Annotated in this window: 12 protein-coding genes and 1 pseudogene; 6 read left to right on the top strand and 7 right to left on the bottom strand. The window is 57.5% G+C overall.

Features of this window, described 5'->3' with window-relative positions; all coding sequences use genetic code 11:
- The first annotated feature begins 49 nt into the window (after nucleotides 1–49).
- On the top strand, nucleotides 50–1,342 hold the full coding sequence (locus tag FHW16_RS02990) for an aminotransferase class V-fold PLP-dependent enzyme (protein ID WP_182547666.1): 1,293 nt from the start codon (nucleotides 50–52) through the stop codon (nucleotides 1,340–1,342).
- Here the strand turns inward: FHW16_RS02990 and ubiA are convergent.
- Complete coding sequence (ubiA, locus tag FHW16_RS02985) at nucleotides 1,339–2,349, bottom strand: 4-hydroxybenzoate octaprenyltransferase (RefSeq protein ID WP_182547665.1); 1,011 nt, start codon at nucleotides 2,347–2,349, stop codon at nucleotides 1,339–1,341. The genes FHW16_RS02990 and ubiA overlap by 4 nt on opposite strands.
- Before the next feature lie 157 nt (nucleotides 2,350–2,506).
- On the opposite strand from ubiA, the gene purD reads away from it, so the two are divergent.
- Nucleotides 2,507–3,790 (top strand): phosphoribosylamine--glycine ligase, encoded by a 1,284-nt coding sequence (purD, locus tag FHW16_RS02980; protein ID WP_182547664.1) that lies wholly within the window; start codon nucleotides 2,507–2,509, stop codon nucleotides 3,788–3,790.
- Between the two features lie 164 nt (nucleotides 3,791–3,954).
- Nucleotides 3,955–5,286, top strand: a complete 1,332-nt coding sequence (locus tag FHW16_RS02975) for a TolC family outer membrane protein (RefSeq protein WP_246711660.1) — start codon at nucleotides 3,955–3,957, stop codon at nucleotides 5,284–5,286.
- A gap of 193 nt (nucleotides 5,287–5,479) precedes the next feature.
- Here FHW16_RS02975 and FHW16_RS02970 read toward each other — a convergent pair whose 3' ends face one another.
- Nucleotides 5,480–6,100 carry a histidine phosphatase family protein gene (locus FHW16_RS02970; protein ID WP_182547662.1) on the bottom strand — a complete coding sequence of 207 codons (621 nt, stop codon included), beginning with the start codon at nucleotides 6,098–6,100 and terminating at the stop codon, nucleotides 5,480–5,482.
- Nucleotides 6,101–6,174: 74 nt separating this feature from the next.
- Between FHW16_RS02970 and FHW16_RS02965 the strand changes: the two genes are divergently transcribed.
- Complete coding sequence (locus FHW16_RS02965) at nucleotides 6,175–6,612, top strand: VOC family protein (RefSeq protein ID WP_182547661.1); 438 nt, start codon at nucleotides 6,175–6,177, stop codon at nucleotides 6,610–6,612.
- A gap of 8 nt (nucleotides 6,613–6,620) precedes the next feature.
- Here FHW16_RS02965 and FHW16_RS02960 read toward each other — a convergent pair whose 3' ends face one another.
- From FHW16_RS02960 to FHW16_RS02945, 4 genes are all read right to left on the bottom strand, one after another.
- Complete coding sequence (locus FHW16_RS02960) at nucleotides 6,621–7,253, bottom strand: LysE family translocator (RefSeq protein ID WP_182547660.1); 633 nt, start codon at nucleotides 7,251–7,253, stop codon at nucleotides 6,621–6,623.
- 97 nt (nucleotides 7,254–7,350) lie between these two features.
- The gene (locus FHW16_RS02955) at nucleotides 7,351–7,743 is read right to left on the bottom strand and encodes a DUF4440 domain-containing protein (protein WP_182547659.1); all 393 of its coding nucleotides are present in this window, start codon (nucleotides 7,741–7,743) and stop codon (nucleotides 7,351–7,353) included.
- Between the two features lie 6 nt (nucleotides 7,744–7,749).
- The gene (locus tag FHW16_RS02950; protein WP_182548894.1) at nucleotides 7,750–8,151 is read right to left on the bottom strand and encodes a VOC family protein; all 402 of its coding nucleotides are present in this window, start codon (nucleotides 8,149–8,151) and stop codon (nucleotides 7,750–7,752) included.
- Nucleotides 8,152–8,169: 18 nt separating this feature from the next.
- A complete protein-coding gene (locus tag FHW16_RS02945) occupies nucleotides 8,170–9,711 on the bottom strand; it encodes a cation:proton antiporter (protein ID WP_182547658.1) in 1,542 nt (513 codons plus the stop codon).
- A gap of 359 nt (nucleotides 9,712–10,070) precedes the next feature.
- On the opposite strand from FHW16_RS02945, the gene FHW16_RS02940 reads away from it, so the two are divergent.
- Nucleotides 10,071–10,613 carry a helix-turn-helix domain-containing protein gene (locus tag FHW16_RS02940; protein WP_246711610.1) on the top strand — a complete coding sequence of 181 codons (543 nt, stop codon included), beginning with the start codon at nucleotides 10,071–10,073 and terminating at the stop codon, nucleotides 10,611–10,613.
- A gap of 6 nt (nucleotides 10,614–10,619) precedes the next feature.
- Nucleotides 10,620–11,144: a GNAT family N-acetyltransferase gene (locus tag FHW16_RS02935; RefSeq protein ID WP_182547656.1), complete on the top strand. Its 525-nt coding sequence runs from the start codon at nucleotides 10,620–10,622 to the stop codon at nucleotides 11,142–11,144.
- A 2-nt stretch (nucleotides 11,145–11,146) separates the two neighbouring features.
- On the opposite strand, the pseudogene FHW16_RS02930 reads toward FHW16_RS02935, so the two are convergent.
- A pseudogene (locus FHW16_RS02930) lies at nucleotides 11,147–12,760 on the bottom strand (peptidoglycan D,D-transpeptidase FtsI family protein); the annotation flags it as partial.
- Between the last annotated feature and the right edge of the window lie 186 nt (nucleotides 12,761–12,946).

The following is a 12,946-nucleotide window of genomic DNA, read 5'->3' as shown; positions in this document are numbered from 1 at the left end:
GGAGTCCTAATCAGGAACCAGATGGAACACTGTGTGAAGGATTGATCCGATGCAAGGCATTGAACGCCGTCATTTCTTGATTGGCAGCGCAGCTACCGCGCTTGCTGCAACAGTCGTCAAGACATCAGCCATGGAAACAGCTGTGCTTCCAGTCGCCAACGACACGGCTATTGCCATGGATCAGTCCTATTGGGCCGCTGTTGGGGATCTCTATGATGTCGAGCGTTCCATCGCCAATCTGGAAAATGGCTATTGGGGCATCATGGCGAGACCCGTTCTCCAGGCCTATCTGGAAAATACCCAGCGTGTGAACCGGCAGAATACGGTCTATGCGCGCAATGCTTTTGGCAAAGACGCCGAGGACGTGCGCAATCGGGTTGCCAGTGCCGTTGGTGCGGCGCCGGAGGAGGTCGCCCTGACACGCGGGGCGACGGAAGCGCTGCAGAAACTGATTACGGGGTACAACAAACTGCAGCCGGGTGATGCGGTAATCTATTCCGATCTCGATTACGATTCCATGCAATATGCCATGAACGCGCTGGCAAGCCGCAGGGGTGTTGAGGTCAGGACCTTTGCCATTCCGGAACCAGCCACACGGGAAGCCGTACTTGAGGCCTATCGCGTTGTACTCGAGGCAAATCCAAAGGCAAAGCTTCTGCTTTTGACACATCTGTCGCATCGTACCGGCCTTGTGATGCCCATTCGCGAGATCGCCGACATGGCCCGCGCCCGCGGCGTGGATGTGGTCGTGGATGCGGCGCATTCCTGGGGACAGATGGATTTCAAGGTAGCCGATCTTGGTGCCGATTTCGTCGGTTTCAATCTGCACAAATGGATCGGTGCGCCGATTGGCATGGGCTTTTTCTACATTCGCAAGGAAAGGCTGGCTGATATCGACCGGGATCTGGCCGATGAAGACTGGCCAAAGGACGATATCCGCTCGCGTGTTCACACCGGCACGACCAATTTCGCTGCGACGCTGACAGTGCCTGCAGCACTTGACCTGCACGAGATGATCAGCTCGAAACGCAAACAGGCCCGGTTGACCTATTTGCGCAACTACTGGGTGAAAAAAGCGCGCGCAGTCGAAAGTGTCGAAATCCTCACGCCTGACGACGATACCATGCATGCGGGCATCACGTCGTTCCGCATCAGGGGAAAGACGGGCAAGGATGACAACACAGCCCTGATGATCGCACTACGGGACAAGCATCGCGTGCTCACCGTGCGCCGTGCCGGGATTGCCAAAGGCCAATGCCTGCGGGTTTCACCAGCTCTCTATACGACGGAAGCCGAGCTGGACCGGCTGGTTGAGGGATTGGGTGCGATCAGTTCGACCTAGAAGAACGGCTTGACCACGGTCCATAACGCGCCAAGCACCAGCCCGGCAAAGATGAGCCAGCCAACAACTTTGTTTGAGTGAAACAGGCGCAGGCATTGTGCCGGGTCGTCGATGTCGAGCACCATGATCTGACGGTACATGTGCGCACCAGCTGCCAGAAGACCTGCGACGGCAGGCATGGGCACCTCAGCCATGGCAAACGCCCAGAGGAACAGCACCAGTGCGCCGCCGTAGAGCACCATCAGTGCTTCGCGGGTACGGCTGCCGAATAGCCGTGCGGTCGAACCAACGCCTACAAGAGCATCATCCTCCTTGTCCTGATGCGCGTAGATCGTGTCATAGCCGATCACCCAGAGGATTGAGCCGGCATAAAGCAGCAGGGCGGGAAGAAAGCCCTTCAGCGTTGCTGGTGCACCGAAATGGGCCGACCAGCCCACCAGAGCGCCCCAGGAAAAGGCTAGACCCAGCACCAGCTGCGGCAAGTTTGTGATGCGCTTCATGAATGGATAGATCGCCACGATGACCAGCGAGGCAATGGAAAGGAGAATGGTGAAGACGTTGAACTGGATGACCACCAGCAGCCCCACAAGCGCCTGCAGTGCTATAAAAATTTTCGCCTGTTTGCGGGTCACCTGACCGGAAGGCAGCGGGCGCGACCGGGTGCGCGCCACCTTATTGTCGACGTCCTCGTCAGCCAGATCATTATAGGTGCAGCCTGCGCCGCGCATTGCGATTGCCCCAATGAGGAACAGCACCAGATGATAAGGCGAAGGAATGATCGACCAGACGGAATCGCCGACCTTGGCGCCGGCGCTTGCCGCCAGGGCGACGGACCACCAGCAGGGCCAGAGCAGCAGCCACCAGCCGATGGGACGATCCCAGCGTGCGAGCTGTGCATAGGGCCAAAGCCAAGCCGGAAGTGCACGATAAACCCAATGTCCTGAAGGCGCGTCGAAAACGCGGCCCTGGCCTTCGCTTGACTGTATGATGTCTTTTTCCGATGTCATGGCGTGACCTTGCAGCGAGCGCTTCGCCAGTCAAGCAAATATTGCAGGATGCGTGAGCATACCGCTTTTCCGGGCAAATGTTTGATTGCATGCTTGACCCCTCAGCCTCAAAGCCATACCGACACAGCAACCCCTTCATGCACGGAGCAGAAAAACGATGAACGTCTTGCTTATTGGTTCCGGTGGCCGCGAACACGCTCTCGCCTGGAAGATCGCGGCGTCCCCCGTGCTGACAAAACTCTACTGCGCGCCCGGCAATCCCGGCATAGCGCATGAAGCCGAATGCGTGGCACTTGATCCGGCAGACCACAGCGCAGTTGTCGCATTCTGCAAGGAGAAGGCCATTGATTTCGTCGTAGTCGGCCCGGAAGCACCGCTTGTTGCCGGTATCGCCGATGATCTGCGTGCAGCGGGTATTTCCGTGTTCGGTCCCTCCAAGGCGGCGGCGCAGCTCGAAGGCTCCAAGGGCTTCACCAAGGACCTGTGCGCCCGATTCAATATCCCGACCGGGGCCTATGGCCGCTTTATCGATGCAAAAGCAGCCCGGGCCTATGTGGAAAAGCAGGGCGCGCCCATCGTGGTCAAGGCTGACGGTCTTGCTGCAGGCAAGGGCGTCGTGGTCGCCCTGACTGTTCAGGAAGCGCTCGACGCGGTGGATGCATGCTTTGATGGCGCATTCGGCGGCGCCGGCGCGGAAGTGGTGGTGGAAGAGTTTCTGGATGGCGAAGAAGCCAGTTTCTTCTGTCTCTGTGACGGCAAGACGGCTCTTCCTTTCGGTACGGCGCAGGATCACAAGCGTGTTGGTGACGGTGATACGGGTGCCAATACCGGTGGCATGGGTGCCTATTCGCCAGCACCGGTCATGACGCAGGCGATTATTGACCGCACCATGCGCGAGCTGATCGAGCCGACCATGCGCGGCATGGCGGAAATCGGCGCTCCGTTCAGCGGTGTGCTGTTTGCCGGTCTGATGATTACCAGGGACGGACCAAAGCTGATCGAATACAATACCCGCTTCGGTGACCCGGAAACACAGGTGCTGATGTTGCGGCTGAAAGATGATGTGCTGCTTTTGTTGAAGGCTGCCGCCGACGGCGCACTGGATCAGATGTCCGTGCGCTGGAATGACGATCCGGCACTAACTGTTGTCATGGCGGCGAGGGGTTATCCCGCTTCTCCTGAAAAGGGCAGCATCATCAGGGGTGTCGATACGGCGCAATCGGACAAAGTACAGATTTTCCACGCCGGTACTGCAGAAAAAAATGGCGCGCTTGTCGCCAATGGCGGCCGTGTCCTCAATGTCACAGCAAGCGGCAAAACGGTGCAGGAAGCGCAGGATGCAGCTTACGCAGCGATTACCCGGATCGACTGGCCGGAAGGCTTTTACCGGCGTGATATCGGCTGGCGTGCCATAGCCCGTGAGAAGGGCGAAGCGCAGTAAAAACATTGTTCACGCGGTTTTCAACATTGACATCGGCGGTTCGTAGCGCAATGTCTCTCTCAAATCGGAACGAGCGGTTCGCTGAGCCGAGTCCTCTGTTCAAACTGTCGGAGAAATGCACCGTGTCCATAACAGCCAAGCGAAGCCTTACTGCGATCCTGCTGATGACTTCGGTTCTGACGGCAACACCTTCCATGGCTGAAACCATTTTTGGCGCCATGTCCAAGGCATATCAGAACAATTCGACGCTGAATGCGAACCGCGCCGGTGTGCGGGTCACCGACGAAAATGTCGCTATTGCCAAATCGGGCTATCGTCCAAGAATTACGGGACAGGCCAGTGTGACTGCGGAGCACACCAAGCTTGACGGGATCAAAGGCGGGTCGACCAATACTGCCACGGAGGGCGTCCAGGTTGATCAGATGTTGTTCGATGGTTTTCAAACCAGGAACAATGTTGCAGCAGCAGAGACGGGGGTGCTCGCGGCACGTGAAGATTTGCGCGGAAGTGAGCAGACAACGCTGGCTACGGCCGTACAGGCCTACATGGATGTGTATCTGAACCGGCAGGTATTGGCACTGCGTGAAAAGAACCTGGCGTTTCTCAGCGAGCAGGTGCGTTCAAACCGCGCGCGCTTTGACGTGGGCGAGGGTACGCGCACCGATGTTGCCCAGGCGGAAGCATCACAGGCAACAGCAGTCAGTGACCGCAACACGGCGCGGGCCAATGTGAAGATCGCGGAAGCCACCTACATCCAGACCGTTGGCGCTGCTCCGGGATCACTGACGGCGGCAACTCCGGCAAAATCACTGCCAAAATCGCTCAATCAGGCTTATGCCATTGCGGAAGCCAATCATCCTTCCATTGGTTCGGCCAAGCTCAATACCGATGTTGCCGGTTATCAGGTCAAGGTCAATGAAGGCGTATTGCTGCCCCAGGCAGGGTTTACCGGCGTTGTCAGCCGGACGGACACATTCAAGGGTGGATCGGCTTTGTCACCGAACAACACCACCGGCCAGGCGCAGCTGAAGGTTACCGTTCCGATCTACGGTGCCGGTGAAACCGCTGCGAAAGTCCGTCAGTCCAAGGAAAACCTCGGTCAGCGCCGCATCGAGGTGAATGTTTCGCAAGACAGCGTTCGCCAGGCTGTGGCGTCCTCATGGTCGCAGCTTGATGCCGCGCGTGCGTCGATCATAGCGCAACGAAGCGTTGTTTCCGCCGCTCAGCTTGCGCTGAATGGCGTGATCGAGGAGCGCAAGGTGGGGCAGCGTACGACACTTGACGTCCTGAACGCCCAGGCTGATGTGATTGCGGGTCAGCTGGCATTGGTTCAGGCGGAGCATGACAGTGTGGTGCAGAGCTATCAGGTTCTTTCGGCGATGGGCCGCCTGACTGCCAAGCAGGTTGGCTTGCAGGTGGCCGAATACAAGCCGGAAGAGCATTTTGATGCTGTCAAGGACAAGTGGGGCGGCACCAGAACCCCTGACGGCCGCTGAGTCCATCCTTTTTATCGGTAATCCGGAGCGCCCCATCAGGGATGTTCCGGATTTTTATTTTCAGCCCCGGGTTGTCAATTGCCCGCGTGATAACGCGAAGCCACCCAGTTGGTCCGTGATGCCGCCGTAAGCTTCAGGTGCGCATCTTCATAATTGTTGAAGACCTGCATATCCTCGAGAGACGGCATGGTGATCAACCGAAATGGGAAATGTCGCCCAACATCATCACGGTCCGGCTTTGCCAGTACTCATCCTCACGAAGATGGGTGATGCTGCCGGATTGTACCCGCAGATCCATGTATCCTACCGCATCGATAGGCATTTTGATCCAGGCGGCAACCACAAAAGTCAGAGCAAAGCCATGCGTGACAATAATCTGGGTTTCACAGGGACGTCCGACAATCATATCCATTGCCTGGTAGATGCGGGTAGCGAACTCGCGCTTCGTTTCGGCACCATCCAGGCCGCCCCGATGATCAAGCCGGTTGTCGGCAGGCGCCGAAATATTGCGCTGATGTAGCCATGCCTGCGGCTTCCCCTCGGCGATACCATAGCTCATTTCCCGCAGTTCCGGCGTGAGAACGGTTTTTACCGCAAATGTTCGGGAGACAAAGTCCGCGGTTTGGGAGGCGCGAATAAGATCGGAGCTGAACAGTTCCACCGGCGCGTCGCCCACGAATACTTTCAGACGCTTTGCAATCAGTCCTGCATCATGCTGCCCCTTCGGCGTCAGTGCAGAATCATACCATCCTCCGACCAATCCTTCGGTGTGATGCACGGATTCCGTATGCGTGACGACAAAGAGATTTTTCATGATTTGGCTCTGGACTTTGGGGGGCTGTACGCCCCATTTTTGCGGCAGGTGAATCTACGTCAAAGGAGACCATCATGTCAGCGGCGCCTGTTCCGTTTTCCCTTGTGGGAATCGACCACGTGGTTTTTCTTGTCGATGACATGCCGTCTGCTCTCGGTTTCTATTACGGTGTTCTGGGCTGTCAGCCCGGTTATACCTATCCGGCACTGGGTATGGAGCAGGTGTGGTGCGGATCAGCGTTGATCGTTCTGTGGGACATCACCCATCCCGGCGCTGGAAATGCGGTGCCGCCGGTTGCCGGCGGGCGTAATGTCGATCATGTCTGTATCGCAACCGGCCCTTTTGATCATGACGCACTGCGCGCGCATCTCGGCAGACATGGGGTGGAGATCGACCGCGAAGCCATGCACGGCGGTGCCCGTGGCATGGGCCACTCATTCTATATCCGCGATCCCTTCGGCAACAAGATCGAGATCAAGGGGCCTGCCGTCTATCCGGATGGGAGAGGGTAGCCAGCCGCTCAGCTCTTCTGAAGGGCGAGATGGACACCGAGTCCCACCAGTATGGTGCCTCCGGCACGCTGCATCAGCCGCTGTGCATGGCTCGAGCGACGCAGCCGCCCGATAACCGCGCCCGCCAGAAAAACGCAGACGAGATCGGCAGAGGAAAACATCAGGTTAACGATGGTCCCGAGTAGAACGAATTGCAGCCAGACGGGGAATGCGGCTGAAACGTCGATGAACTGCGGCAGGAAGGCCATGAAGAAAATCGCTGTCTTCGGGTTGAGAACCTCGACACTGATGCTTTCCAGAAAGGCCCGGCGGGCTGATTTCTGCTCCACGCCCGGCATGGTGACATCTCCGTTGACCCTGGCGCGAAACAGCGAAATACCGAGCCAGACCAGATAGGCGGCGCCGCAGAATTTGACCCCGAGATAGAGCATGGGAACGGCATGGAACAGCACCGACAGTCCGGCTGCTGCGGCAAACACGTGGACATAGCCGCCTAGATGAATGCCGAAAGCCGCCATCAGTCCAGACCAGCGGCCGCGCGCGATGGTTTGCGCCGCTGCGTAAAGCATTGCGGGACCGGGAATATAGGCAAAAATCGCCGTGGTCAGGAAAAAGGCGATCAGCAACTCGGTCGATGGCATCTGATTATCCCCTGCAAGTCCCCTTAACTGGGGTTAGTATAAACAATGTCCTGATGATGGACGCAAGTACGTCAGTCTTTGACCCCGTGGCCTATCACTAGCACCCCTGCGTTGGCGTGCCCTGATGAAATATCATTTGCCAGCGTCCGTCGATGAACTTCCAGACAGAAGACCGCAACGAGTGCCGCTCCTGCCCTGTTACAATGTGAGCCCTTACGCTGCGATAGGTTATCAGTATGACATCTTGGGAAAGCGCCTGCACACTAAAATCAGAAGTGGAGCGGACGAAAGGGTCCTTGTCGGCGGCCTCATTGGCAAGTGCATCAACGATTTCCTGTTTATTGAATACGCTCCCCGAACTGCCGAATTCTACGAATTCATCCGCTAGCAATTGTCTCACAGTGTTCGGGGTTTGGCGCACGGATTGTTCAAGGAGTTGTTCCTCGAATGACTGAAGCAAACTTCTAGTATCCTCGAAGGTATCACTCATGACCGCTTACTTCCCAACATCGTTGAAAACTGCTTCGATGTTATGCCCATCAAGGTCCACCACGAAAGCGGCATAATAATGCGGCCCGTAATGAAGGCGCAGACCGGGCCCGCCATTGTCGCGGCCGCCTAGGTTGAGTGCTGCCGCATGAAAATCATCGACGGCCTGCCGGTTCGGGGCGGCAAAGGCGAGATGGAAACCGGGGCCGGGCGCGTGCTGCCCTTGTGGACAATGCTTGATCGCAAGCTTGTCGCCGCCACCCGGCGCACCATAGCCAACGGCCTGATCCGCTTCGCCCGGACGAAGATCATCCCAGACCCTGATATAGCCGAGCGGAGCAAGCACGGCATCATAAAACACCGCCGCACGCTCGATATCGGAAACGCCGAGTGAAATGTGGTGAAGCATGTGCATGGGGCTCAATTCCTATCCATCAATGATTTCCAGTTTCTCCGGTGGTGAAGCAGCAAGCTCGGCAAAGTCGAGATCCTGTTCAAGCGCATGAAAGACATCATCGTCGATCGCGCCGCTGTGGCGCATCGCATTGAGCTTCGTCCGTTTTGCCGCGATGAGCGTCAATCGAAGCTGATCGGTCTTGCTGATAGCGCGGGGATGGTGGCCGTCCGCTACGAGAACACGTTCTTCCTTGTAGAACTCTCGCAGGCTGGCTGCTGCCTGATCATCCCGGGCGTTGAGTTCGGAGATCGCCGTATCGATGAGTGTGAGACGGGCCCTTGCTAGATCCTTTTCCAGTGACTTATCCGGTTCAAAACCGAGCAGGCGAATGAGCGGCCCAAGCGTCAGTCCCTGCACAATCAACGATCCCAGGACGACGGCCAGTGCACTGAGTACGATCAGTTCGCGTGACGGAAAATTATCAGGCAAGGCCAAGGCAGTTGCCAGTGTAACCAGCCCGCGCATGCCGCACCACGACACGACCATGCTCATCCGCAGCGTCGGGCGGGGAAAGCGGCTTTGTGTCGGCTGGAAATAGTGCATGAGGCGGTTATAGGCGAACACCCACGCGATGCGGACGACAACCACGGTCAGGAAAACCGCTGCGGCAAAACTCAGCGCAAACGAAAGTTCCTGTGGATCAAGGTCACGGATAATCGTGCGTGCCTGCAGACCCATGAGCAGGAATGCCAATACATTCAACAGGAACACCGATGCCTGCCACACAGAATAGGAGTGCAGCCTGGTACGTGGGGCCTGCCGCGCGGGCACATAGTGGGCGATGGTCATGGCGAATGCCACAACCGCAAGAATTGCTGACAGATGCAGGCGTTCCGCAATGATCCATGTACCGAAAACGGCCACGAACTCAAACAGTGTACCGCCGAGCGTCCCGCTCAACCGCGATGAAAATAGCATGGATATTCCGGCCAGCACCATGCCGACGAGCACACCGCCAGGTACGGCGATGATCAGTTGCGGAGCAAGGCTTGTCAAAGATGCAGCGCCCATGGCGACACCAACAGCGGCACTGAAGATCAGCAAGGATACAGCATCATTGAGCAGACTTTCGCCCTGAAGGATCGCCACCGCACGTCTTGGTAGCGCAAAACGTCCGAGCATGGCTGCGGCGGCTGCGGCATCCGGTGGGGCGACGATGGCGCCTAGCGCAATGGCAGCGGCCAGGGGCAGACCGCCAAGGGAAACACCGATCCACGCCACTGCCGCGGTGGTAAGGATGACGACCCAGACCGCAAGCGAAAGCAGGGGCAGCCAGTCGCGACGGATTGTTCTTGGCGGCAGATCGTAAGCCGCATCGAGAAGGGCGGGGGCGATGAACAGCGCCATGGCCAGATGCGGATCGATCGAGATCTCGGGAGCCCATGGCAGGGAGGCGACGATGACACCGGCCACGGCAAGCATCGTGGGATACGGCACTGCCAGTTTTCGCGAAAGCTGGAGGAATATGATGGCCACCAGCATCAGAACCAGCATGTTTTCAAACAGTGCCATGGGCTGACTTTCCAGAAAGACGGCCTACCTGTGGGCTCCACAGCAGGCCGCGAACACACAAGATGTCATGAAATGGTAGGGGGCTACCCGTCCGGATACAAGCGGCAAAAACCGGGTGCTAGAAGCGCCGCTTGAATCGGAATTCATGGCTGACGGTACCCTTGAATGTATCGCCTCGATATCGGCAGGCGGCTCCTGCGGATAAAGGTGTAAGCTCAGCATCGGAAAAGCCCCCGAAAAGAAGGGCCGCATGGGTTCCGGCGTCACTGTCCGGAGATCAACTGCCCGGGATATTGACTGATTCCCAATATAGAGATATTTTCTCATATATGGAAAACGTATTACCTGATGCAGGTCCGATGGATCACCTCATTGCACGCCGTCTCAAGGCGTTGAGGGCGGAACGGGAATGGTCGCTGGACGAACTCGCCCGTCGCAGCACGGTGAGTCGCGCAACCTTGTCACGGCTGGAAAATGCCGAGGTGAGCCCGACGGCGCAGGTGCTGGGCAGGCTGTGTGCCGCCTATGGCCTGACCATGTCGCGGTTGATGCGCATGATGGAAGATGACTTCACGCCGCGCGTCGACCGTGATCAACAGCCACTCTGGGTCGATCAGAGTATCGGTTTTCGCAGGCGTTCCGTATCGCCTCCCGCCAAGGCTCTGGCGGGGGAGGTGCTGGAATGCGAACTCGATCCAGACGCGCACATAACCTATGAAAACCCGCCACGGCCTGGCCTCGAACATCATCTGGTTCTGATCGAAGGTCGGCTCGACGTGACTGTCGACGGCCGGACCCATGCCCTCAATCCCGGCGATTGCCTGCGCTATCAGCTCTATGGTCCCAGCGCCTTTGTCACGCCCGCAGACTCCGCTGCACGCTATATTCTTTTCATCCTGTGAGGTCACATGATCGACGATATCGCTGTCTTTGATGCCAATGACATAGAAAACCACATCGAGGCGCTTGGTGCGCTCTTGCACGCCTGTGTCCATGACGGTGCCAGCATAGGTTTTGTGTTGCCGTTCTCAAGGCGGGAAAGCGAGGATTTCTGGAGCCGGAATGTGCTCCCGGCGATCCGGGAGGGCAGGCGACGGCTGCTTGTCATACGAAAGAATGGCTGTATCGCCGGAACCGGTCAACTCGACTTTGATACCCCGCCGAACCAGCCGCACCGCGCCGAGATTCGCAAATTGATGGTGCATCCCGATTTCCGGCGTCAGGGTATCGCTCGGGCTCTGATGGTCGAGCTCGAAAATATTGCGTTCCACCTGGGCCGGGGCTTGATTACCCTCGATACCCGCACGGGCGACAAGGCGGAGCCGCTCTATACAGCTTTGGGCTATCACACCGCGGGGATTATTCCCGGATATTGCCGCGATCCTTTAAAGGATCACCTCGATCCGACTACCATCATGTACAAGACAATTTGACGTCAATCGGCGGCTGTCTCAAAGACCGGGAGCACACCCAGAATATTGGCCGAACGCCGGATGATCTCGGCGGCCATCGGTGCGGCGTTGAGACCCGCACCGGCAGCAACCTGTCCGTCGACGGGTTTGGGTTCATCAATGATCGTCAGCACCACATATTTCGGATTCTCGATCGGAAAGGCTGCAATAAAGGTGTTGAAGCGCACATCCTTGGAATAGCGGCCATTGATGACCTTTTCCGCCGTGCCTGTCTTGCCGCCAACGCGGTAACCTGGGACCTGTGTCCGGCTGGCGGAGCCACCCGTGCCCTTCTGTGCATTGAGCCGATAGAGATAGCGCAGATCGTCACTGGTCTGTTTGCTGACGACCCGTTTGGCCAGCGTCCGGGCTTCCTCGATAGTTCGCGGCAGGAATGTTGGTGCGACCAGCATTCCGCCATTCAGAAGGGCCGCCGCGCCCACTGCAGTCTGCAGGGGTGTTGTTGCCATGCCGTGCCCGAATGAGATGGTGATCGAGTGAACTTTCTTCCATACTTTCGGCTCGGTCGGCCGTGCCACTTCGGGCAGTTCTGTCTGCATGCGGTCGAGCAAACCAAGCCGGACCAGAAATTCGCGATGTCCCTCGATACCCACCACATCCGCTTCCTTGGCGGAGCCGATGTTGGAGGAAAACAGAAACACTTCGGGTAAGGTGAGGACGCGGCGCTTGCCATGGAAATCGTGAATGGTTTGGCGTCCAATGGTGATGGGACGGGTGGCATCAAACGTACTGTTGAGATCGACCTTGCCGGAATCGAGCGCCATGGCCGTGGTGAAGGTCTTGATGGTCGAGCCCATCTCGTACACACCTGCCGACATGCGGTTGAGCCGGTCCTTCTCCAGCGCATTGAACGGATTGTTTGGATCGAAATCCGGTACGGAGCCCATGGCCAGAATCTCGCCGGTATTGGCGTCCAGCACCACGGCACCCGCAGCAATGGCGCGGTAGCGTTCGAGTGCATTGATCAGCACATCGCGCACCACGTGCTGGACGCGCAGATCGATGGAAAGCCGGACCGGGGCCAGCTTGCGCCCATGGGCAAGGCCGACATCGCGCAAATCGGTCAAGCCTTGCCCGTCTATGTATTTTTCCATACCGGCAATGCCCTGATTGTCGATATTGACGAGGCCTAGAATATGCGCTGCCGTGGGCCCGCCCGGATAAAAGCGCGATTTTTCCGTGCGAAACCCGATCCCGGGAATACCAAGCGCCATGATCTGGCTCTTGTGTCTTGGTGTCAGGCCGCGCTTGAGCCAAGCAAAGCCGGCGTTGCCCTTGAGACGGGCGTAAGTCTGCTCGAAATCGAGCTCAGGCAGGACAGTCGAAAGCAGTTCGAAGGCTTCATCGGGGTCGATAATTTTGCGCGGTTCGGCATAAAGCGAGACCGAGTTGATATCAGTTGCCAGCACGGCGCCATGGCGATCTACAATATCGGGGCGTGAGGCAAGAATGGAGCCGGTCGGGCCGTTAAAGTCCACCGGGTCATCCTTCATGCCGTAAAAGACCAGCCGCCCGCTGATAATACTGAAAATCCCGATAAAACAGGCCATGACAATCAGGATACGGTTTTGAGCGCGTGGTCTACGTGGGGTCATTATCTCATTGCGAAACTGTGGATTGGGGATGATCTTGCCAATCTAACATCGTTTCAGCCGCTGCAATTCTCACTATTTCTGGAATGCTCTGTTAACCTAAACAGATGATTAATATGGATTTTTAGCGTGGATAACCCTGAAAACTCGAAGGGCGGTATCTGGCGGAAA

It is taken from the genome of Phyllobacterium myrsinacearum (genome assembly GCF_014138285.1).
Lineage (GTDB): Bacteria > Pseudomonadota > Alphaproteobacteria > Rhizobiales > Rhizobiaceae > Phyllobacterium > Phyllobacterium myrsinacearum_A.
The sequence above is the reverse complement of the archived record's forward strand: the minus strand, read 5'-3'. Positions and strand labels throughout refer to the sequence as shown.